The sequence below is a fragment of the Pedobacter miscanthi genome, from assembly GCF_003315595.1.
Taxonomy (GTDB): domain Bacteria; phylum Bacteroidota; class Bacteroidia; order Sphingobacteriales; family Sphingobacteriaceae; genus Pedobacter; species Pedobacter miscanthi.
The window spans coordinates 341,138-361,988 of record NZ_QNQU01000003.1; the positions used below are offsets into that span (position 1 = coordinate 341,138).

Annotated in this window: 14 protein-coding genes; 10 read left to right on the plus strand and 4 right to left on the minus strand. The window is 40.1% G+C overall.

Annotated features, from left to right (window positions below; genetic code table 11):
• Both DRW42_RS05145 and DRW42_RS05150 read right to left on the minus strand, forming a co-directional pair.
• Positions 1 to 3,111: an efflux RND transporter permease subunit gene (locus DRW42_RS05145; RefSeq protein WP_113947754.1), complete on the minus strand. Its 3,111-nt coding sequence runs from the start codon at positions 3,109 to 3,111 to the stop codon at positions 1 to 3.
• A 2-nt stretch (positions 3,112 to 3,113) separates the two neighbouring features.
• Positions 3,114 to 4,211 (minus strand): efflux RND transporter periplasmic adaptor subunit, encoded by a 1,098-nt coding sequence (locus tag DRW42_RS05150; protein ID WP_113947755.1) that lies wholly within the window; start codon positions 4,209 to 4,211, stop codon positions 3,114 to 3,116.
• 358 nt (positions 4,212 to 4,569) lie between these two features.
• On the opposite strand from DRW42_RS05150, the gene DRW42_RS05155 reads away from it, so the two are divergent.
• Positions 4,570 to 6,399 (plus strand): M61 family metallopeptidase, encoded by a 1,830-nt coding sequence (locus DRW42_RS05155; protein WP_113947756.1) that lies wholly within the window; start codon positions 4,570 to 4,572, stop codon positions 6,397 to 6,399.
• 140 nt (positions 6,400 to 6,539) lie between these two features.
• On the opposite strand, the gene DRW42_RS05160 is transcribed toward DRW42_RS05155, so the two are convergent.
• A complete protein-coding gene (locus tag DRW42_RS05160; RefSeq protein ID WP_113947757.1) occupies positions 6,540 to 7,004 on the minus strand; it encodes a hypothetical protein in 465 nt (154 codons plus the stop codon).
• Between the two features lie 255 nt (positions 7,005 to 7,259).
• Between DRW42_RS05160 and DRW42_RS05165 the strand changes: the two genes are divergently transcribed.
• The 5 genes from DRW42_RS05165 to DRW42_RS05180 all read left to right on the plus strand — a co-directional run bounded on the left by DRW42_RS05165 (position 7,260) and on the right by DRW42_RS05180 (position 14,600).
• Positions 7,260 to 9,035 (plus strand): AMP-dependent synthetase/ligase, encoded by a 1,776-nt coding sequence (locus DRW42_RS05165; protein ID WP_113947758.1) that lies wholly within the window; start codon positions 7,260 to 7,262, stop codon positions 9,033 to 9,035.
• Positions 9,007 to 10,728, plus strand: coding sequence for a gamma-glutamyltransferase (ggt, locus tag DRW42_RS05170; RefSeq protein ID WP_113947759.1), 1,722 nt, complete (start codon positions 9,007 to 9,009; stop codon positions 10,726 to 10,728). The genes DRW42_RS05165 and ggt overlap by 29 nt, the downstream gene beginning before the upstream one ends.
• Before the next feature lie 36 nt (positions 10,729 to 10,764).
• On the plus strand, positions 10,765 to 11,205 hold the full coding sequence (locus tag DRW42_RS29050; protein ID WP_208643500.1) for a hypothetical protein: 441 nt from the start codon (positions 10,765 to 10,767) through the stop codon (positions 11,203 to 11,205).
• A 131-nt stretch (positions 11,206 to 11,336) separates the two neighbouring features.
• Positions 11,337 to 13,100, plus strand: coding sequence for a GAF domain-containing protein (locus tag DRW42_RS05175; RefSeq protein WP_208643501.1), 1,764 nt, complete (start codon positions 11,337 to 11,339; stop codon positions 13,098 to 13,100).
• A gap of 180 nt (positions 13,101 to 13,280) precedes the next feature.
• Entirely contained in the window at positions 13,281 to 14,600 is a 1,320-nt protein-coding gene (locus tag DRW42_RS05180) for a DUF6089 family protein (RefSeq protein ID WP_113947809.1), read from the plus strand.
• A 336-nt stretch (positions 14,601 to 14,936) separates the two neighbouring features.
• Here DRW42_RS05180 and DRW42_RS05185 read toward each other — a convergent pair whose 3' ends face one another.
• Positions 14,937 to 15,914 (minus strand): hypothetical protein, encoded by a 978-nt coding sequence (locus tag DRW42_RS05185; protein WP_113947760.1) that lies wholly within the window; start codon positions 15,912 to 15,914, stop codon positions 14,937 to 14,939.
• Between the two features lie 110 nt (positions 15,915 to 16,024).
• Here DRW42_RS05185 and DRW42_RS05190 point away from each other — a divergent pair, with 110 nt between their 5' ends.
• The 4 genes from DRW42_RS05190 (at position 16,025) to DRW42_RS05205 (ending at position 20,748) form a co-directional block, all read left to right on the plus strand.
• A complete protein-coding gene (locus DRW42_RS05190; RefSeq protein WP_113947761.1) occupies positions 16,025 to 16,459 on the plus strand; it encodes a MarR family winged helix-turn-helix transcriptional regulator in 435 nt (144 codons plus the stop codon).
• Positions 16,460 to 16,538: 79 nt separating this feature from the next.
• Positions 16,539 to 18,944, plus strand: coding sequence for a 3-hydroxyacyl-CoA dehydrogenase/enoyl-CoA hydratase family protein (locus tag DRW42_RS05195; protein WP_113947762.1), 2,406 nt, complete (start codon positions 16,539 to 16,541; stop codon positions 18,942 to 18,944).
• 174 nt (positions 18,945 to 19,118) lie between these two features.
• A complete protein-coding gene (locus DRW42_RS05200; protein WP_086547852.1) occupies positions 19,119 to 20,294 on the plus strand; it encodes an acetyl-CoA C-acyltransferase in 1,176 nt (391 codons plus the stop codon).
• 103 nt (positions 20,295 to 20,397) lie between these two features.
• Entirely contained in the window at positions 20,398 to 20,748 is a 351-nt protein-coding gene (locus DRW42_RS05205; protein WP_113947763.1) for a four helix bundle protein, read from the plus strand.
• The last annotated feature ends 103 nt before the right edge of the window (positions 20,749 to 20,851 follow it).

Below are 20,851 nucleotides of genomic sequence, written 5' to 3' on the forward strand. Positions count from 1 at the left end.
TTATTCTTCTGTGTGTAAAGCTTCCTGTTCAAAACGATGGGCTTCTTTTAATTCTTTATTCGGTTTGTATGGTTTTGCCCAATATGAGTAAATGGCCGGGATTACAAATAAGGTTAAAACCAACGAGAATAATGTTCCGCCAACAATTACGGTTCCCATACTCATTCTGCTTTTTGCAGCGGCACCTAAGGCCAGGGCGATAGGTAGGGCTCCAATGGCAATGGCCAAACTGGTCATTAAAATTGGACGCAAACGCGAAACAGCAGCTTCGCGGATGGCTTCAGGAATAGCGATGCCTTTTTCTTTCAGCTGGTTGGCAAATTCAACAATCAGGATACCGTTTTTGGTAACTAAGCCAATGAGCATGATAGTTCCGATCTGGCTGAAAATATTCCAGCTCTGACCACATAACCACAGTGACAGAAAGGCCCCGGCAACAGCCATTGGTACTGTTAAAATAATAATAATCGGATCTTTAAAACTCTCAAACTGTGCCGAAAGGATTAAATAAACGAGCAGGAGGGCTAAACCAAAGGCAAAAAAGGTGTTTGACGAACTTTCTTTAAAATCCCTTGATTCTCCGCTTAAATCGGTAGAAAAGGTTTCGTCCAGCACTTTTTTAGAAATGGCATCCATCGCATCTATACCTTCGCCGATACTTTTCCCGGGGGCTAAACCGGCAGAAACCGTGGCTGCGATAAAACGGTTGTTCCTGTATAACTGTGGCGGACTGCTTTCTTCTTTTGCAGTAACCACGTTATCCAATTGGATCAGTTCGCCTTTATCGTTACGTACATAAACTGAGCTTAAATCCAACGGATCTTTCCTGTCGCCACGATCGAACTGACCAATTACCTGGTACTGTTTTCCATTCATAAAGAAATAGGAGAACCTTTGTCCGCTTAGGCCCAGATTTAGGGTTTGGGCTATCGCTGAAATGGAAACACCAAGATTTTTTGCCTTATCGCGGTCGATGGTCAGGTTAATTTCGGGTTTGTTAAATTTTAGGTTCACATCCGAAACGGTAAAAGTTGGATCTTTTGATACAGCATCCATAAACAAAGGAATTTTCTCCCTGAGCTTTTCGAAATTCTGTGCCTGGATGATATAACTGATGGGCAAACCTCCACGGCGCCCCACCGAAATGGTAGGCTGCTGGTTAACGATGGTTTTACCTTCGGTATATTTTTTGGTTACCCGGGTAAGCATATCGGCAATATCCTTTTGCGAACGTTCGCGTTCTTCGGGATCAATTAAACCCATCCTTACAAAACCTGAGTTTACAGAACCAGAACCACCAAAACCTGGTGAAGTAATGGTAATATTTACATTTTTTTCAGGAACCGAATCGATTACCAATTGGTTCAGTTTCATGATAAACTGATCGGTATAGGTAAAAGATGCACCTTCTGGCGTTGTTACGTTGATGTTTATCGCACTTCTGTCATCATAAGGGGCTGTTTCTTTTGGTAATATTTTCCAGAAGAGAAAGATTAAGCCCATACATACCAGAATAATGGGAATGGAAAGCCATCTTTTATCTAAAAACTTATTCAGGTTCGATTCGTATGCATCGTTTAGCTTCACAAAGTAAGGCTCCGTCCAGTTGTAAAATCTCGAAGGTTTATGTCCGCCTTTTTTCATTAAATAGGCATTCAACATTGGCGTTAAAGTTAACGATACAAAGGCCGATACCAGTACGGCAGCGCCTATTACTACCCCAAACTCCCTAAACAAGCGGCCCACAAAGCCCTGTAAGAAAATTACCGGTAAAAATACCGCAGCAAGGGTAATGGAAATGGAAATTACCGCAAAAAAGATTTCGTTCGATCCTTTAATGGCGGCCTCAAATGGTGACATGCCTTCCTCCACCTTTTTAAAGATGTTTTCGGTTACCACAATACCATCATCCACCACCAAACCGGTAGCCAGTACAATGGCCAGTAAACTCAATACGTTTATCGAGAAACCAAAGGCGTACATGATAAAAAAAGTAAAAATCAGCGATACCGGAATATCAATCAGCGGCCTGAATGCGATGGCCCAATCCCTAAAGAAAAGGTAAATGATCAGGATTACCAATACCAATGATAAACCGATGGTTTCGGCTACTTCTGTTACCGAACGTTTGATAAAAAGGGTATTATCTAAAGCAACCTTTAACTTAATATCCTGCGGAATATCGGCTTTTAGCTTATCGAAACGTTTGTAAAATTCTTTACTGATATCGAGGTAATTGGCCCCCGGCTGTGGAATAATGGCAATAGCCACCATTGGTTTGCCTGATTCGCGTAAAATGGTTTCTTCGTTCTCAGGCCCTAGTACTGCGTAGCCAACATCTTTTAATTTAACTACCTGGTTGCTGTCTGACTTCAGGATCAGGTTATTAAACTGGTTTTCATCGGTTAGTTTTCCCAAGGTTTTTACTGTTAACTCTGTGGTTGCCCCGGTAATTTTTCCTGATGGAAGCTCAACGTTTTCGTTATCCAGTGCGGTAACAATATCCTGCGAGGTTAATCCATAAGCACTTAATTTATTCGGATCCATCCAGATACGCATGGCATATTTCCTTTGCCCCTGGATTTGTACACTACTTACACCGGGAATGGTCTGGATACGGTCGGCAATTACGTTTTCGGCGTAATCACTTAAAGCCAAAGTATTGCGTTTATCACTCTGGATCGTCATGGATAAAATCGGATCCGAGTTGGCATCGGCCTTACTTACTACCGGTAAACCGTCGATATCTTTTGGCAGTGTACGGGCGGCCTGCGATACCTTATCGCGTACATCGTTCGCTGCTTCTTCAATATTTTTATCGAGGTTAAACTCGATGGTGATGTTACTGGTACCCTGGTTACTCGATGAAGAAATATTCCTGATCCCATCAATGGCATTGATCGATTTCTCTAAAGGTTCGGTAATCTGCGATTCGATAATATCCGAATTTGCTCCCGGATAAGATGTTCTTACCGAAACCACCGTTGGATCAATAGAAGGGTACTCGCGCACCCCCAGAAACGTATAGCCGATTATCCCGAAAAGGACAATCAATAAGTTCATCACTATGGCCAGAACCGGCCTTTTTATACTCGTGGTTGAGATACTCATAATTATTCTTTAACCAAATGAACTTTTACAGGAGCATCTTTCTTCAAAGCCATCGATCCGGTTGTTAAAACCGTGTCGCCAACTTTTAACCCTGAAGTAATTACAATGTTTTCGTCGGTACGGGTTCCTGCTTCAACTTTAACTTCCTGCGCTTTTCCGTCTTTCTGGATGTATACGATTTTACCTTTTAAAACCGGAACAACCGCTTCGTTGGGGATAAGGATCGCATTTTGAAGGGTTTTTAAAGCCAGTTTAATTTTGGCAAACGAACCAGGTAACAATGCATTATCGGCATTTGGAGCCAAAGCCCTGATTTGTAAGGTACGTGTTGTGGCATTGATGCCGGGCTCTATGGCATACACCTTTCCTTTATTCTGTTTTGAAGAACCATCGGTAGTAAAGGAAATCTCGGAATTCATTTTAATTTGTCCGGCATATTTCTCCGGAACAGAAAAAGTAATTTTAACCGGATTGGTACTTACCAGATTAGCGATAACCGTGGCCGGCGTTAAATAAGTTCCTGCCGAAATGCTGCGTAAACCTACACGTCCGCTAAAAGGAGCGCGTATAGTGGTTTTGGCCAGCTGTGCCCTGATTAATTGAGCCTGTGCCTGCAACGATCTTAAATCGGCTAACGAAGTATCGTATTCTTCCTGACTGATAGCGCCTTTAGCCAAAAGTTGTTTTGCGCGGTTTTCGTTTGTAGCCGAAAGTTTTTGTTTCGTTAATGCGTCCTGCAATTGTGCCTGGATATCCCTGTCGTTTACTTTTACCAGTACACTTCCTTTGCTTACATTTGTTCCTTCCTGGAAAAAAATACCTGTTACCAAACCCGATACTTCACTTTTAAGTACAACAGATTCGTTGGCATCAATGGCACCGGTAACTTCGAGGTCGTTATCAAACGATGTTGTTTTTACCACAATACCATCAACAACCAGTGGTGCCGATTTACCATCTTTACCTCCTGATTTTCCTTTTCCTGCCCCTGCAGATGCCCCGCCTTTACCCTCGAGTTTTTTGTTAGCATTAATTCTGTAATAGACTAAATAAGCCAGGCCTATGGCTAAAACAGCATAGATAATATACCTTTTCTTCATGTTTATATTTGTGTCGTGCGTATTCCGGTTATTAAAATAAGATTAATGTTCCAGAATTAGAGCGTAAAAATATTCAAATAGTTTAGTCCTAAATTTGTTGTATTAAGGATGTTACTGATTTTAGTCTGAAGTTGGAGGTCCGATGTTCACAGTCAAACCGCAAAATAATAAGTCTATTTCTCCACAATAATCAATAATTTGATGTCTAATAGGGCTTCAGTGCCACAGTCCTTTGCTTTCCGCCAATCGCCCGGCGCAAAACGCCAGTTCAACAGAAACAACTATTTTACACCACAATTAGCTATTTTGTTCCAAAACCTCATCAATAAATATAAATTTGTGGCAAAACACAGTGAATATGTTTAATAAAAAATCAATTTTAAGTTTAGTTTTACTACTAACGTGTATTATGGCAGCGAAGGCGCAGGTAAAAATAGGCTTTGAGGTTTCTTTTAAAGAACCACAGGCACATTATGCCGAAGTGCAGATGAATATTTCTGGCTTGGCAAAAGATTATGTAGATGTAAAAATGCCGGTATGGACGCCAGGTTCTTATCTGGTACGTGAGTTTGAAAAAAGTGTAGAAGAATTTAAAGCTACAGCAGCAGGAAAAACGGTTAGAGTAGAAAAAGTAAGAAAAAATACCTGGAGGATTTTTTCTGCAAAGGCAGCCAATATCCAGATCAATTACCGTGTTTATGCATTCGAAATTTCGGTGCGTACGCCGTTTATTGATGAGTCGCATGCATTTTTATCACCAACAGGCATTTTTATGCACCCTGATGGTATGATCAAATCGCCAAGTACCGTAAAAATTATTCCTTTTAATACCTGGAGCAAAGTTTCAACCGGTTTAACGCCGGTTGCGGGAGAACAGTTTACCTATAAAGCTACCGATTTCGATATTTTATATGACAGCCCTATCGAGGTAGGTAACCAGGATGTTTTCGAATTTAACGCGGCAGGCGTTCGTCACGAAGTAGCCATGTATGGTGGTGGTAACTACGATAAGGAAAAACTTAAGGTAGATATGGCCAAAATTGTAGAAAAAGAAACTGAAGTTTATGGTGAAAACCCAAATAAACATTATGTTTTTATTGTACATAACTTTTTAAAAGGCGGCGGCGGTTTAGAACACTTAAACTCTACTACTTTGGGCGCAAGCAGAAATGCTTACAATACAGCCGAAGGTTATAAGGGCTTTTTGAGCCTGGTGGCGCATGAATATCATCACCTTTGGAATGTTAAACGTTTACGCCCGGTAGCATTAGGTCCATTTGATTATGATAATGAGAATTATACCACCAATCTTTGGGTAGCTGAAGGATTTACTTCGTACTACGAGAATAAATACATCCACAGGGCCGGTTTTACGGATGTAAATGAGTTTTTGAAAGATCTTGCCAACGGTGTAGGTACCGTTTTAAATACACCTGGTGCCAAATATCAATCGGCAGCTTCATCAAGTTACGATGCATGGATTATCGGCTATCGTCCGAACGAGAATTCAAAAAACAATTCGATCTCATACTACAATAAAGGTGAGGTAATTGGTATTTTAATGGATTTAGAAATTATTAACGCCACAAAAGGTGCTAAAAGTTTGGATGATGTAATGAAAGCCATGTATTTGCAATGCAAAACGTTGAAACGTGGCTATACCGATGCGGAGTTTAAAGCAATGGTTGAGAAAATATCGGGTATCAGTTTTACAGGTTTCTGGGCAAAATATGTTAATGGTGTAGATGATGTTGAATATGTAAAATACTTTGGTTATGCAGGGGTAGATGTTGCTACAGAAAATGCTACGCCAGGCAAACCGGTTACAGGAGCTTCCGGACAGTTAACCAATGATGGTTTAGTGATTACTTCGACAACAAGAAATTCTGCAGCCTGGACTAGTGGATTAAACGTGAACGATATCATCTTGAGTTTGGACGATACATCATTGAGCGATGCATTATCAACCGTGAGGTTAAAAAGCCCGCTGATTTCTTTGGATGTAATTCCTTTGGTTGGTAAAAAGAATATTGGCGATATATTGAAATTAAAAGTTAAACGCGATGGCCTTGAAAAAGAAATTTCTTTAACCTTAAAAGAAAACCCGAACGTACGCTTAAAAGCAACCGTTAGCGAAAATGCAACACCAGCACAGAAAGCGGTGTTAAAAAAATGGACGGGCGTTTAGTCCAGAGTCCTCAGTCTTGAGCCTATGGGTTCAGGCATAAAAAAATCCCGTAAGATGATTTCTTACGGGATTTTTATGTTTATGCTTTCGAACTTTGTCTTTCAGCGCCTAACGCCATGCGCTTAGCGCTAAACCCTTCGCTAAAAAGTATATCTAAATCCTAAACCAAATCTTCCTGGTAAGCTACCGCTGTTGTTATCACCGATATAAATCCTTGGTCTCCAGTCTAACGCCAATGCCAAAGGTACACCGTCAAATTTATAATCTAAACCCGCCATTGGTACCAAATAAAATGCTGAGCTTCCATTTCCAAAACCAACAGATGGACCACCACCGGCAAACCAATCAAGACCTTTTGCACCTGGTATGGCAGAATTATACTGAATAAAACCTTGTATAAAAGTAGCACTTCCACCAAAAAGAACCTCACCTTGTAAAGCACCGTTTCTGCTAAAATGATGTCTGATTGAAGGACCAACTAAAGTAGATCCGTCACCGAAATCAATACCCAAACCTAATCCGGTTTTATAGCTTTGAGCTTTAACGTTCGTTGTACTGAAGGCAAATAATGCAATGCATCCTAAAATTGTAAATAACTTTTTCATAATTTAAATGTTTTGTAAAATAATTACCAGCCTAACAACTTTAGTGCCGTTTATGTTTTTTGGGTCAAAATCTAAAATGATAAAAACAATGCTTGCATAGTAATTTTGTAATCACTAAGTTTATTTAAATATATTTTTAGTTGATGTAAATACAGCGGTTTCTTAATTGCAGGGTATTATTTTTATTAAAAAGGCATATAGGTATCAATCTTTGAGATTGAATTTTTAACTTAACCAAATATTATACGATTCAATATGGCGGCAGAAATTAAACGGGTTTTTGATCTTTTGAAATACAGCCTCGAAAATCCAACGCAGGAATTCATCAGCGGGAAAATTAATGGAAAATGGATAAATTATAGTACAGCCGATTTTTGTGCCGCTGTAGATAACCTGAGCCGTGGTTTGATCAAACAGGGCATTACAAAAGGCGGTAGGGTGGCCGTAATGTCGCACAACAGGCCCGAATGGAATATTGCTGATTTCGCAGCAAACCAGATCGGTGCTTATCAGATTCCCTTATATCCAACCCTTGCCGAGCATGATATCGAATTTATATTAAAGGATGCAGAGATTTCGATCATTTTCGTGGCCGACGAAGAACTGTATAAAAAAATAAAACCCTGTGCCGAGGCCATAAATCCTGCTATTAAAATTTACAGCTTTAACGAAATCAGCGAAACCGAAAACTGGAGCGTATTGATCGAAGCGGGTAAAAACAGCACAGATATCGACTTGGAAGAATATCGCTCAAAAGTAGCTCCCGAAGATATTTTAACCTTAATTTATACTTCAGGAACTACAGGTACGCCAAAAGGGGTAATGTTAACGCACGATAATTTAGTGGCAAACTTTGTAAACTCTGCCGTGGTAATGCCCGAAGGTGTTAAAAAAGGCCTGAGCTTTTTGCCCTTGTCGCACATTTTCGAACGGATGATCATTTATCTTTATCTGTTCAACTACACCGCTATCTATTATGCCGAAAGTATGGATACCATTGTGGCAGATATTCAGCATGTAAAACCAAATGCGTTTTCTACCGTTCCACGCCTGCTCGAAAAGGTGTACGATAAGATTATGGAAAAGGGTAAAGCATTAACTGGCGTCAAAAGGGGGATTTTCTTCTGGTCGGTGGCTTTGGCCGAAAAATATACTGTAAATGCCGGTGCCTGGTATAATTTTAAACTCGGCATTGCCCGCAAACTGGTTTTTAAAAAATGGCAGGAAGCGCTTGGAGGTGAGATTGTGGTAATTGTTTCGGGCGGAGCAGCATTAAATCCACGCCTTGCCAGGATTTTCTGGGCAGCAGATATGCCCGTTTTCGAAGGCTATGGCTTAACAGAAACCTCGCCGGTAATTACCGTTAACCATTTCGGCGGAACAATGTTCGGGACCGTTGGTGAGGTAATTAAAGGAGTTGAAGTTAAAATTGCAGAAGATGGCGAGGTGTTAACCCGCGGACACCAGGTAATGAAAGGTTATTACAACCGGCCAGATTTAACCGAAGAGGCTGTAGATAAAGATGGTTGGTTTCATACGGGTGATATAGGCGAATTGGTTGATGGCCGTTTCTTAAAAATTACCGACCGTAAAAAGGAAATGTTTAAAACAGCCGGAGGCAAATATGTAGCGCCACAAATGTTGGAAAACAAATATAAAGAATCGATATTTATAGAACAGATTATGGTATTGGGCGAAAACAGGAAATTCCCTTCAGCTTTAATTGTTCCAAATTTCGAAACCTTAAAAACATGGGCAGGCAGAAAAGGGATTACTTTTACCACGAACGAAGAAATTATTAAAAATGAACAGGTGCTTGCCAAATACAATGAGGTAATAGAAGCAGCAAATGCGGGTTTTGGTAAGTGGGAACAGGTAAAAAGATTTGCATTATTGCCAAAAGAATGGAGTATTGATGGGGGCGAATTTACCCCGAAATTAAGCTTAAAAAGAAAAGTAATTACCGAGAAAAACACCGAGGTAATCGAAAAAATATACAAGGATGCAGAAAACTATAAAGCCCCTCATTAATTTAAAAAATGCACTAACTTTCCTAACTGTTGCGTTTTTGCTGGCCGGTTGCGTAACCGGACAATTAGGAAAAAACAACAGCGGTGAGTACAAAAACGGAATGGTGGTTTCTGCCCATCCCGAAGCATCGCAGGTTGGAATAGATATTTTAAAAAAAGGAGGAAATGCCATTGATGCGGCCGTTGCCGTACAGTTTGCCCTTGCCGTGGTTTATCCCAATGCGGGCAATATTGGTGGCGGTGGTTTTATGGTTTACCGTGGTGCAAACGGCGAAATTAACGCTTTGGATTTTCGGGAAAAGGCTGCTGCATCAGCAAGCAGGGATATGTACCTCGATGCCGCCGGCAACCCAATTGTTGATAAAAGTCTTTACGGCCATTTAGCTGCTGGTGTTCCCGGATCGGTTGATGGTATGGTAGAGGCGCACAAAAAATATGGAAAGCTTTCGTGGTCAGAAGTAATACAGCCGGCAATCGATTTGGCGCAGCATGGTTTCAAAATTACCAAGCGCCAGGCAGGAGAGCTGAACAGCCTGCACCGTAAATTTATGGATTTTAACCCTGGTGGAACGGCTTTTGTTAATTTAGAAAGCACCTGGCAGGAAAATGATGTACTTGTTCAGAAAGAACTGGCCAATACTTTAAAGCTGATCCAGGAGAAAGGAAGGGCAGGTTTTTATGAAGGTGCTGTGGCCGATTCGCTTGTGGCAGAAATGCAGCGCGGAAAAGGCCTGATCACCAAAGAAGATCTTAAAAATTATCATTCAGCCTGGCGTAAACCCATCACCGGGAATTACAGGGGCTATAAAATTATTACCATGCCGCCAACTTCGAGCGGTGGTATTGCCCTGATCCAGCTGTTGCAGAGTGTAGAAAAATTTCCCCTGAAAAAATGGGGCCATAATGCCGATTCTACCGTGCAGGTAATTGTTGAAGCTGAAAGAAGGGTATATGCCGATCGTGCTACACATTTGGGCGATCCTGATTTTTATGCTGTACCACAACAACAGCTTTTAAATGCCGATTACAACAAAAACCGCATGGCAAACTTTAACTGGGCAGCGGCAACACCTAGCAGTGAGGTATTGGCTGGCGAAGTAAAAGGAGCTGAACATGAAGAAACCACACATTTTTCTATTGTAGACCGCGATGGTAATGCGGTTTCTATCACTACAACCTTGAACGGCTCTTATGGTTCATTAGTGGCTGTAAAAGGAGCAGGTTTTTTGCTCAATAACGAAATGGACGATTTTTCTGTTAAACCCGGCGCTCCCAATATGTATGGTTTAGTTGGTGGCGAAGCCAATGCCATTGCACCAAATAAAAGAATGCTTAGCTCCATGACGCCAAGTATTGTAGAAAAAGATGGCAACCTGTTTATGGTAGTAGGTACACCAGGCGGATCGACCATTATAACTTCAGTATTTCAAACCATTATTAATGTTATCGATTTTGATATGTCGATGCAATCGGCTGTTGCAGCCAAGAAATTTCATCACCAATGGCTGCCCGATGAAGTATATGTAGAAAAAGATGCGATTGATAGCCTGTCGACAGAAAAACTGAAAGCCAAGGGTTACAAAATTGTGCCCAGGGGAGCAATTGGCAGAGTTGATGCCATTTTAAAAACCAAGTGGGGCAATTATCAGGGCGGTGCCGATCCGCGTGGCGACGATAAAGCCATTGGCTGGTAGCAGATTATCGCTTCTATTTTTTATCTTAGCATAGAGATGAAGAAGCACATATTCAATATTGCCCAAAACTATCCAAATTTACCTTTGGTAGATTCGGCCATCTCTTTCGGCCCTTTTGTTAAATACCTGCAAAGAAAAATTGAAGAGGAGCAAACCGTAAAGTCGACCCTGTACAGTAATGCCCTAAAAGAATTTAAAAAACGGGGAATCGATGATCAGGTGATTCCGCTCGACGACATTTACCAGCATGAATTATTGCTGGAGTATATGTATGCTTGCCTTTCGCCAACACTTTTAACAGAAAATCATCAGGCCTGGGGCTTATGTGCTCCAATGCAGCCCTTAACTTTTTATGGTACGGAGCTGATGTACGAATTGCTTGAACACGAGAAAAAAGATCAGAACAGTTTTGTTGGATCAAAAACGCTTGAGCACACCATCACGATCGCCTGCATTTTATTTATTCCTTCATCCTAAACAAGCTATATACATTCCATTCGCCCTTAAAAGAAAAATATCATTCAGCCCTTAATGCCGATACCGGCCTGCCTGCTTATTTCCATATTGGTGTAAATCCAAGTTTTATAGAAGTAAAAGCCAAACAGCCTTTGCCCGAACTTAGTTACCGCGAATTGCAGCAATATTTGAGCGAAGAGTCTGGCCTGGATAAACTCCAGGAGGTACTACCTTTAGATCTTTTTGAGCTGCGGGGCATTTCTGTGCTAACCATTACAGATGTTACAGCAAAACAAGCTGTCGAGAATATAAAAGATGTAAGGTTAAGTCGTATTCCCGGCAGCGAGGGCGCCGCTTACGAAGAGGTTATTCAGTCGCTTAAAGTTCTGGTTCAGAATGCCAACATCCAGTTTGATCTTTTTCCTTTTGTAAGGGTAAATAACAAAATGGTTTATGGCTATGTAAAAGGTGGTAGTGGATTGCTTTTCTCGGTATGGGGTGAGGAAACCCTCAGTCCGGAGGCTTTTCAACAGATTGCCGAAGGTTATGCTGCTAATCCCAATTCGTTTTATTCGCCCGATATCTGGGCCGAAAGCAGGGAAATGTTCCCCTGGTTAGATAGGTTTAGGGAATTGAATGTAAAATCAATGGCACTTATACCCGTATTTCATAACCATATATTGGTTGGCGTGTTGGGGATGCATACCTGGATAGGCGAAACCTTTGATGAAAAGAAAATTACTTTGCTCGATCCCGTACTGGCACCTATTGCGCAGTTATTGCAGGTTTATATTGATGAATTTAACCTGGAGATTGAAAATATCATCAAAGAAAAATATACCTCTATACAGCCTGCCGTGCAATGGAAATTTAACGAAGCGGCCTGGCATCACCTTTACAGCAGGAAAAAGAATTTGGCTGTAAGTAACGATGACATCAGTTTTGCGGATGTTTATCCCTTTTATGGTGCAATAGATATCAGAAACTCAACTACCGAACGGAATATTGCCAGCAAAGCCGATCTGGGCCTTCACCTAAATATGCTCAACAAAACCCTCGAAGCACTTAGTAAAAGTTATAGTGATGCCTTATTGCTGGAAATTATTTTTAACTGCAGCAAATGGAATAAGATTTTGCAGGGCGACGAGTTAAACACCACTGATGAAAACAGCCTGAATATTTTTTTGAAAGAAGAAACCAGCGATTATTTAAAACTCATTGCCCAGTCACATCCCGATACCCAAAAAATAATCGGCGGATATCTGGAAACCATTTCCGAAAATCATGGCGAAGTTTACAAACATCGGCAGGCTTTAGAAACATCCATGCAGCTGATCAACACTTCTATTAATAGTTATTTTGAAGCAGAACGTGAAAAACTGCAGGAGTCTTACCCTTGTTATTTCGAAAAATTCAGGACAGATGGCGTTGAATACGACATTTATATTGGGCAATCTATTGCTCCCGACCGCGTTTTTAATCATTTTCACCTTAAAAACCTGCGTTTATTGCAACTTTCGTCGATGGCCGCCATCACCAGGCTTGTAAAACAATTGGAACCCGAAATGCCTGTTAAACTGGCCACTACACAATTAATTTTTATTCATAACCATCCTATAGATATCAGTTTCCGCATTGATGAACGAAAATTCGATGTTGAGGGGGCTTACAATATCAGGTATCAGATGATCAAAAAAAGAATCGACAAAGTACTCATCCGGAATTCACAGGAAAGGTTAACCCATCCCGATAAACTGGCACTGATTTATTTCAATAAAAGAGATATTGAAGATTACGTCCCATTTGTAAAATACCTGCAGGAAACAAATGTATTTTCGTCCGAAACCGAAGATCTTGACCTAGAAGATCTGCAGGGACTAAGCGGATTAAAAGCGCTGCGATTAACAATTATGTGAAGCAAAACTGTTGCCGGTTTAATTTAATATCTGGGTTTTTCAGAAGGTTTTTATACTTCATAACGGAATGCTGATTGAAAAATAATTGTTAACAAGTTGATAATTATTTTTACATGCCTGTATTTTTGGTATAGCAATTGTAAGGGTATGGAAACGCTATTCAACGTTATACAGAAAATTATGAAACTACAGCTATTTAAAACCTTACCAGTCGCACTCGCTGGTTTATTACTCGGAACGGCTGCTTCGGCTCAAACTCCGGCAACTAGCACAACAACCTTCAGAACATGGTCTATCGGTGTTAATGCAGGTGTGCTTACGCCATTGTCGCCACTAGGAGGCAAAAACGATTTCAGTAACAACAGATCTAATTTTGGTTACGGACTTTACATCAAAAAGCAATTTACACCTTATTTCTCTTTACGGTTAGACGGAGTTCGTGGTAAATTAAAAGGCGATAACACTGAGCCTTACGAAAGTGGTTTGGTAAACAATTCGCCTGTTAGGGCTTTTGATACAGAATTATCGTATTCAGGAAGTTTAAATGCTGTTGTAAACATGTTCAATATCGATATGTTTAAAAAAGAGAACACTTTGCAACTTTTTGCTTCAGTTGGTGCCGGATTTGCAGGTTATAAACCAACGATTACAACTGCTTCAGGAACGTCTGAATTTGGTGGTGGTGATAACATCAATGAATTAATTATTCCGGTAGGTTTAGGTGCTAAATTTAAGCTATCAGATGCTGTTAATTTAGATTTAGGCTGGACTATCAACTTTGTTGATGGCGATAACCTTGACGGTTACTACAAAAACGGAAATGATAAATATAACTACGCTTATGCTGGTTTGGAATTTGCGTTGGGTAGCGGAAAACAATTGGCTTTCCACAATCCTGTAGCTTTAACTTATGATGAAGCTGTAAAAGCAAAACAAACTGCCGAAGGTTTAAAATCGGAGTTAAATGCACAAAAAGCCGACAATGCAAAATTACGTTCAGAACTTAATGATATCCTGAAAGATACTGATGGTGATGGTGTTGCCGATAAACTGGATAAATGCCCTGATACACCTGCAGGTACTGTAGTAGATGGTTCAGGTTGTCCGTTAAAAACTCCTGAAAAAGTCGTTGAAAAAGTAATCGTAACTGAAGAAGACCGTAAAGTGGTTAATGAGGCGATTAAAAACCTTGAATTCGATTTAGGTAAAGCAACTATCCGCTCTAAATCTTTTGCTTCACTAAACAGGGTTGCAGCATTATTGATCCAGAAAAACTTTAGCTTAAAATTAGCAGGTCACACTGATAACACAGGTTCTAAAGAATTGAACTTACGTTTGTCGAAAGAAAGAGCCGAATCTGTAAAAGCTTATTTAGTTTCTCAAGGTGCTAATGCATCACGTATTGAGGCTACAGGTTATGGCATGGGTCAACCAATTGCTACCAATAAAACAGCAGCTGGTCGTCAACAAAACCGTCGTGTAGAGTTTACCCTTTACTAGTCTGGTTTTAGTACCGCATAAAAAAGTCCCGATGCAAATCGGGACTTTTTTGGTTTATGTACCCCTATCATTATTTCGAGCGGAGTGCAACTTGTATCAATTTTACATCAGTAACGTAGTCGAAAAATTTATTAAGCTATATTTTGCATGCGTATCGTCACCCTGAATTTATTTCAGGGTCTTTAATGCAAGATAGATCTCTCCGTTCCACTGCGTTTCGGTCGAGATGACGATCCTTTTGTGGAATTGTCATCCTGAGCGTAGTCGAAGGATCTCCATTCCGTTTCGTTCAGTCGCAATGACGACTTTTTTTTATTTGATGTTCACGCACATTCTTTACTTAAGCTCCACAATTACCTTTTTAATTTCACTTAAATCATTCATCTCAAAATTTAGTGTTTGAGGGTAAAACCGCTGATAAATAATCTTATTATCTTTACTATCGTAAACACTGATTATCTTATCGTTTGAACGCTGCGTGTAAACCACATATTTTATCGGGGTTTCTTTATTTAAAACCAGGCTGTCAAGCTCATCATAGGATACGAACTTGAGTTTATAATTATAGGGTTCCAATACAACTCCCGATTTTGGTAAAAGGGCCAATCTTGATGAAAAAACCTGTTTAATATATTCAGGAATGTAAAGTGTTTCTTTTGCCAGTTCGGGCAGGCGTACTTTATTATAAAACTGAAAATCTATAGCGCAGTTTTGCCCGGATACTAAGCCATCGTTGATCTGCTTTAAATAACCCGTTAAAAAGCCGGGCGACCAGTTTAAAAAATCAGATTTATTGTAGAGGTTTGATAAAAGGTTATTTTTTATGCTCCTTTTTGTGCCATATTGCTCATCCTGTGTTTCAAGTAATAAATTGGTTCTCCGATCTGCGAAAAGTGTAACGGTAGCCAGTATACTTTCTTCTTTTACCTTGGGTTTTTTAGATGGTGTTATCAGTTTCAAGGCATAAACCACATTTACATTAGTTGAGCTATCAAGTTTTTCTGCATAGCCATCGAAATAGAAAAAAGAATAATTGGCTAGTGTGTCATAACGCGACAGCTCTTGGGGTTTGATAATTTTATAGGGTGTAATTGTCCAGGTTTTTTTAATCGCCTCGTCAAATTTTTGCAATTCCGCATAATCGCTATACTGCAAAGTAAATAGCGTGGTTGTTTTTTTAAAAATCTCTAATTTCGGACTGTTGGCGAGGGCAGCTCCGAAATAAGAAACCTGACTTTTGCAGATGGTAGCCCACAACGTAAGCAGGCCGAAAAGGAATATTCCCTTTACTTTTAACATATTCATTGTTTTCATTTTGTGCACAACTATATTAAGAAAATTTTGACAATTATTTTGAATTTTTCTATTGCATTAACAAAATACATTCATTAGCTTTGTTATGCAAGCATAATAAATTAACAAAAATGAAACAACAACAAACCATAGATTACCATGTGAAGTTTGCATGGCAAAATATGTTTAATAAGTATAATCAGATGGCATCCAGTTTCGGGATTACGCAGGCCATTGGATATATGCTGATTAACATTGACGACACTGATGGGACTGCCGTTTCAAATTTAGCTGCCTTGCTTGGTGTTAAAGCCACCAGTCTTTCGCGCATGCTGAACAATATGGAAGAAGCCAACCTGATTTACCGCGAAACTTCGGCAGGTGATAAACGTTCGGTAAAAGTTTTCCTTACTGATTTTGGAAAAGAAAAAAAACAACTGGCCAAGGGGGTTGTCCGGAAATTTAACGAATACCTCGACGAGCATTTCACCAAAAAGGAGAAAGAAACCTTTATCAGTTTACTTATAAAATTAAATGAGATCACAGTAGCTTATACTGTTGATTAAACCAGGTATAATAATCAGCCTGTTTGGTAAATATGCTAAACAGGTTCTATCATGACTACTGAAAAGCAAATAGATAACAATGAAACGAAGCATTAATAAAGTTGCTGTTTTAGGTTCGGGTATTATGGGATCGCGTATTGCATGCCACTTCGCCAATATTGGTGTAGAGGTTTTACTGCTGGATATTGTCCCTAAAGAACTGAGCCCCGAAGAGCAGGCAAAAGGATTAGCGCTGGATAACCCAGCGGTAAAAAACCGGATTGTAAATACGGCTTTGCAAACCGCTGTAAAAACGAATCCATCACCGGTTTATACCAAAAAAGCATTAAATAAAATCAAAACCGGAAATTTCGACGATGATATGTCGAAAATTGCAGGTTACGATTGGGTAATTGAAGTAGTGGTCGAAAATCTCGATATCAAGAAAAAAGTTTTCGAACAGGTAGAGCAATTCCGCAAACCGGGAACCCTCATTACTTCTAATACCTCGGGTATTCCAATCCATTTAATGGCTGAAGGAAGAAGCGAAGATTTTAAAGCGCATTTCTGCGGAACGCACTTTTTTAACCCGCCACGCTATTTAAAATTATTAGAGATTATCCCTACACCGCATACACAGCCTGAAATTGTTGATTTCCTGATGCAATACGGTGATAAATTTTTAGGTAAAACAACTGTTTTGTGTAAAGATACCCCGGCATTTATTGCCAACCGTGTGGGTGTTTATTCTATTATGGCATTGCTGCATTTGGTTGAAAAACTGGATTTAACTGTAGAAGAGGTTGATAAATTTACCGGTCCGGCATTGGGCAGACCAAAATCGGCTACTTTCCGTACTTCGGATGTGGTGGGTTTAGATACCATGATTAAAGTGGCCAAAGGCTTGTATGATAACTGCCCGGATGATAAAGCACACGAACTGTTTAAACTTCCTGCTTACGTGCAGAAAATGGAAGAAAACAAGTGGCTTGGCGATAAAACCAAACAGGGTTTTTATAAAAAGACTAAAACTGCAGAAGGTAAAACGGAAATCCTTGCCCTTGATTTAAAAACATTAGAATACAAACCTCAGCAAAAAGTAAAATCGGCGACCTTAGAAATGACCAAACCGGTCGAAAACCTTCGTGAGCGCATGAAGATTTTTGCCAAGGGAAAAGATAAGGCTGGCGAACTGTTCCGTCATTCTTCATTCGGTTTATTCGAATATGTATCCGATCGCATTCCTGAAATTTCTGACGAACTTTACCGTATCGACGATGCCATGCGTGCAGGTTTCGGTTGGGAATTGGGACCGTTCGAACTTTGGGACGCTGTTGGCGTAAAAGAAGCCATTGAGGGCATGGAGCAATATGGTAATAAAGCTGCGGCCTGGGTACACGAAATGCTCGATGCCGGTAATACTTCTTTCTATAAAATAGAAAACGGCGTTAAAAAATATTACGATATCCCTTCTAAATCTTACAAGGCTTTACCGGGTACCGATGAGTTTATCATTTTGGATAACCTCCGCGAAAATAAAACCCTTTGGAAAAACTCGGGTGTTTCGATCATTGATCTGGGTGATGGCATTTTGAATGTAGAATTCCACACCAAGATGAATACCATTGGCGGTGATGTAATTTCTGGCATTAACAAAGCTATTGATATGGCCGAAAAAGACTACCGTGGTTTGGTAATCGGCAATGATGGTGCAAATTTTTCTGCCGGTGCAAACGTAGGGATGATCTTTATGATGGCAGTAGAGCAGGAGTGGGACGAATTGAATATGGCCATTAAAATGTTCCAGAATACTTCAATGCGTATCCGTTATTCTTCTATTCCGGTTGTGGTAGCACCGCATAATTTAACCCTGGGCGGTGGTTGCGAATTTAGTTTACATGCAGATCACGTACAGCTTTCTGCCGAAACCTATATGGGTTTGGTAGAGTTTGGCGTGGGCGTTATCCCGGGTGGAGGCGGAACAAAAGAATTCGCCTTGCGTGCCTCTGATGAATATAAAGATGATCAGATTGTGCAGAATGCCCTGAAAGATCGTTTCTTGACTATCGGAATGGCCAAAGTTTCTACTTCGGGTTACGAAGCTTACGAATTAGGCTATCTGCAGAAAGATAAATTCTCGATCTCGATGAACCGCAACCGTTTACTGGCTGATGCAAAAGCGAAAGCGATAGAACTGGCCGATGCCGGATATACCAAACCTGTTCAACGCAATGATATCAAGGTATTAGGAAAGCAGGGTTTAGGGATTGTTTATGCAGGTGCAAATAGCATGTACGCAGGGCATTTCATTTCTGAACACGATAAAAAAATCTCCGAAAAATTAGGTTATGTAATGTGTGGTGGCGATTTATCTTCTCCAACAGAAGTAACCGAGCAATATTTATTAGATCTGGAAAGAGAAGCATTTTTATCACTTGCAGGCGAACGGAAGAGTTTAGAGCGGATCCAGAGTATTATTACAAAAGGTAAGCCGTTGAGGAATTAGAGCTTTAAATATTGAGATATGAGTATCAAGTATCAAGATGTGAATATCGAATAAAGTCTTAATTATATTAATTAACAAATAAAATAATGCAAGGATTAAGTCTTGATACTATATACTTGATACTATATACTTGATACTATATACTTGATCCTTTGCTATTAGATACTAAAAAAAATGGAAGCATATATTATAGCCGGATATCGCACAGCAGTGGGTAAAGCACCACGCGGCGTATTCCGTTTTACAAGAGCTGATGATTTGGCTGCAGAGGTAATCAGGGCTTTAGTGGCATCGGTTCCGAATTTAGATAACGAACAGATTGATGATGTAATTGTAGGTAATGCTACTCCGGAGGCTGAACAGGGCTTAAATATCGGTCGTATGATTTCGCTGATGGGCCTGGATACCGATAAAGTTCCCGGGGTTACTGTAAACCGTTACTGTGCATCGGGTTTAGATACCATTGCGACGGCAGTTGCGAAAATTAAAGCCGGCATGGCCGATTGTATAATTGCCGGTGGGGTAGAGGTAATGAGCGGAATGCCTTTTGGCGGATGGAAACTCGTTCCAAATGCTGAGGTAGCCAAAAACAATCCTGATTGGTATTGGGGTATGGGTTTAACTGCTGAGGCTGTAGCCAAAGAATATAACGTAAGCCGCGAAGATCAAGATGCTTTTTCGTTAAAATCTCACGAGAAAGCCATTCATGCCATTAAAAACGGTCATTTAAAAGATGGTATTTTACCCATCACCGTTAATGAAAATTATCTGGACGCCAATTTGAAAAAGAAAACCCGTTCTTATGTGGTAGATACTGATGAAGGTCCGCGTGCAGATACCACATTGGATAAACTGGCGAAACTGAAACCGGTATTTGATGCTGTTGGAAGTGTAACTGCCGGTAATTCTTCGCAAACATCCGATGGTGCTGCATTTGTACTGGTGGTTTCTGAAAAGAAAATGAAAGAATTAAACGCCGAACCAATTGCAAGATTAGTGAGTTACGGTATTGCTGGTGTTCCGCCACGCATTATGGGTATCGGTCCGATTGAGGCAATCCCGAAAGCGCTAAAACAGGCCGGTTTGAAAAAAGAAGATATCGATTTAATCGAACTGAACGAGGCCTTTGCCTCTCAATCTTTGGCGGTAATCAGAACGTTGGATTTAAACCCGGATGTGATTAACGTTAACGGTGGTGCAATAGCATTAGGCCACCCACTGGGCTGTACAGGTGCTAAGTTAACCGTGCAGATTATGAATGAATTAAAAAGGCAGAACAAAAAATATGGAATGGTAACCATGTGTGTGGGAACAGGACAGGGGGCCGCAGGAATTTTTGAGTTGCTTTAATTAGTATCGAGATATGAGTATGTAGTATCAAGATTTAATAGCAGGTGAATAACCGATTTATAAATCATCCCGACATATTACTCAGTCACTAATACTAATATATATGCACAATTTTAAAGAGTTAAAAGTTTGGCAAAAATCAATTGAATTAGCTGTTGAAGTTTATAAAGCTAGTTCGTTTTTACCTGTTGATGAGAGATACGGTTTAATTTCTCAAATGAAAAGGTGCTCGGTTTCCATACCCTCCAATATTGCTGAAGGGGCCGGTAGGGGAACTAGTGCTCAGTTTAAATATTTTTTAACCATAAGCCAGGGCTCTGCTTTTGAATTGGAAACCCAGGTAATTATTTCAAATAGATTAGGGTTATTAGAAGATCCGCTTACCAATGATCTGATTGAAAAAACTACTGAAGTTCAAAAAATGATTTATGCCCTGGAAAAAAGATTAATTTGATGTAGGTATTAGGAGTCAAGATGTGAGTATCAAGTATCAAAATTGTATAACATGATAGGGATTTTTTTGATACAAACTTCATCTTGATACTTGCTACTGATGT

Bases quoted from the DNA above. Each gene is read 5' to 3' on its own strand.
- DRW42_RS05150 (WP_113947755.1), bottom strand. From the start codon at position 4,211: ATGAAGAAAAGGTATATTATCTATGCTGTTTTAGCCATAGGCCTGGCT.
- DRW42_RS05145 (WP_113947754.1), bottom strand. From the start codon at position 3,111: ATGAGTATCTCAACCACGAGTATAAAAAGGCCGGTTCTGGCCATAGTG.
- DRW42_RS05190 (WP_113947761.1), top strand. From the start codon at position 16,025: ATGAAACAACAACAAACCATAGATTACCATGTGAAGTTTGCATGGCAA.
- DRW42_RS05205 (WP_113947763.1), top strand. From the start codon at position 20,398: ATGCACAATTTTAAAGAGTTAAAAGTTTGGCAAAAATCAATTGAATTA.
- DRW42_RS05185 (WP_113947760.1), bottom strand. From the start codon at position 15,914: ATGAAAACAATGAATATGTTAAAAGTAAAGGGAATATTCCTTTTCGGC.
- ggt (WP_113947759.1), top strand. From the start codon at position 9,007: ATGCAGAAAACTATAAAGCCCCTCATTAATTTAAAAAATGCACTAACT.
- DRW42_RS05180 (WP_113947809.1), top strand. From the start codon at position 13,281: ATGAAACTACAGCTATTTAAAACCTTACCAGTCGCACTCGCTGGTTTA.
- DRW42_RS05195 (WP_113947762.1), top strand. From the start codon at position 16,539: ATGAAACGAAGCATTAATAAAGTTGCTGTTTTAGGTTCGGGTATTATG.
- DRW42_RS05155 (WP_113947756.1), top strand. From the start codon at position 4,570: ATGTTTAATAAAAAATCAATTTTAAGTTTAGTTTTACTACTAACGTGT.
- DRW42_RS05200 (WP_086547852.1), top strand. From the start codon at position 19,119: ATGGAAGCATATATTATAGCCGGATATCGCACAGCAGTGGGTAAAGCA.
- DRW42_RS29050 (WP_208643500.1), top strand. From the start codon at position 10,765: ATGAAGAAGCACATATTCAATATTGCCCAAAACTATCCAAATTTACCT.
- DRW42_RS05165 (WP_113947758.1), top strand. From the start codon at position 7,260: ATGGCGGCAGAAATTAAACGGGTTTTTGATCTTTTGAAATACAGCCTC.
- DRW42_RS05160 (WP_113947757.1), bottom strand. From the start codon at position 7,004: ATGAAAAAGTTATTTACAATTTTAGGATGCATTGCATTATTTGCCTTC.